Annotated in this window: 1 protein-coding gene; it reads right to left on the minus strand. The window is 56.6% G+C overall.

Annotated elements, in window-relative coordinates:
- Positions 1-19: 19 nt before the first annotated feature.
- Positions 20-949: an IS110 family transposase gene (locus tag UB48_RS26770; protein WP_045202378.1), complete on the minus strand. Its 930-nt coding sequence runs from the start codon at positions 947-949 to the stop codon at positions 20-22.
- Between the last annotated feature and the right edge of the window lie 209 nt (positions 950-1,158).

A 1,158-nucleotide genomic window follows, 5' to 3' on the forward strand; every position in this document is an offset into this window, starting at 1 on the left:
GTGGGAGCAACTGTCTTGATCAGGTTGTTTGCACTCGCCAAGGGGTATTGTCCCGCAGCATTGCATTCAGCCTGACGATCAGCACCCGCATACAGGCTACGAGGGCGACTTTGGCGCACTTGCCACGCTCCCGAAGTGCTTCGTAGCGTGCTTTAAATTCCGTGTTGTGACGGATGATGATCCAGCTCGACATGTACAGGACGCGCCTTACATGCGCCCGGCCACCCCATATCTGGCGGTGCCCTTGATGGCTACCGCTATCGTTGTTGTAAGGCGCTACGCCCACTAGCGCGGCGATCTGACGGCGGTCCAATTGCCCCAGCTCTGGCAGTGAGGCGAGCAGATTTGCGGCGGTTACCCGACCAATTCCGCTCACCGCCAACAACTGACGCGCCCTGGTGTCGTCCAGTTGCACCATCGCCTGGTCAATTTTTTCGTCGAGGCGTTTGATCAGCACTTTCAGCTGCTCGATGTGCTCATCAAAGTGGGCCATCACCATTGCCGAGCGGCATTGCAGGCGACGCCGTTTGTAGTCATCACGGCTCTGCACAAATTGGGCGCGCTGCTTCACCAACTCGCGCAGTTCTTCGCGTTCCGGGCTGATCGGTTGGCCTTGAGGAGCGCTGAGGTGTGCCGCGAAGTCCGCAAGGACCTCGGCGTCGATCTTGTCGGTTTTGGCTTTTTTACCCATCGCCTCGGCGAATTTCCGCGCACGGGCTGGGTTGATGCAGATGGTTTCGAAACCCGCCGAGCGCAATGCAATCAGCACTTCTTTCTCGTAGCCGCCGGTCGCTTCAATCAACACTCTGCTGATCTTGAAGTCCTTCAGTCGCCCGATCAGCACATCAAAGCCTGGGCGCTCATTGCTTACTTCGAAGCGGATTTTCTGAGGTTTGATGCAGATTTCCAACGTGGCTTTGGCAGTGTCGATTCCAACAGAAGACAACATGGCTGAACCCTCTTACACTCAGTTGTGAGAGCGCTCTGGCTTGGCCCACGCTTGTGATTCGAGAGGCGCTCAATCAACTGTTCGGGCTCGGGCCAGAGTGGAGAGGTGAATGGCAGCTTTGCTCCCACACGTGCTTTAAGCACTACCGGCGTACAGCTTGCCATTCACCGCTCTCACTTCTGATTCTATTCCAACCTCAAGACACAAGC

Source organism: Pseudomonas sp. 2(2015) (genome assembly GCF_000955865.1).
GTDB lineage: Bacteria > Pseudomonadota > Gammaproteobacteria > Pseudomonadales > Pseudomonadaceae > Aquipseudomonas.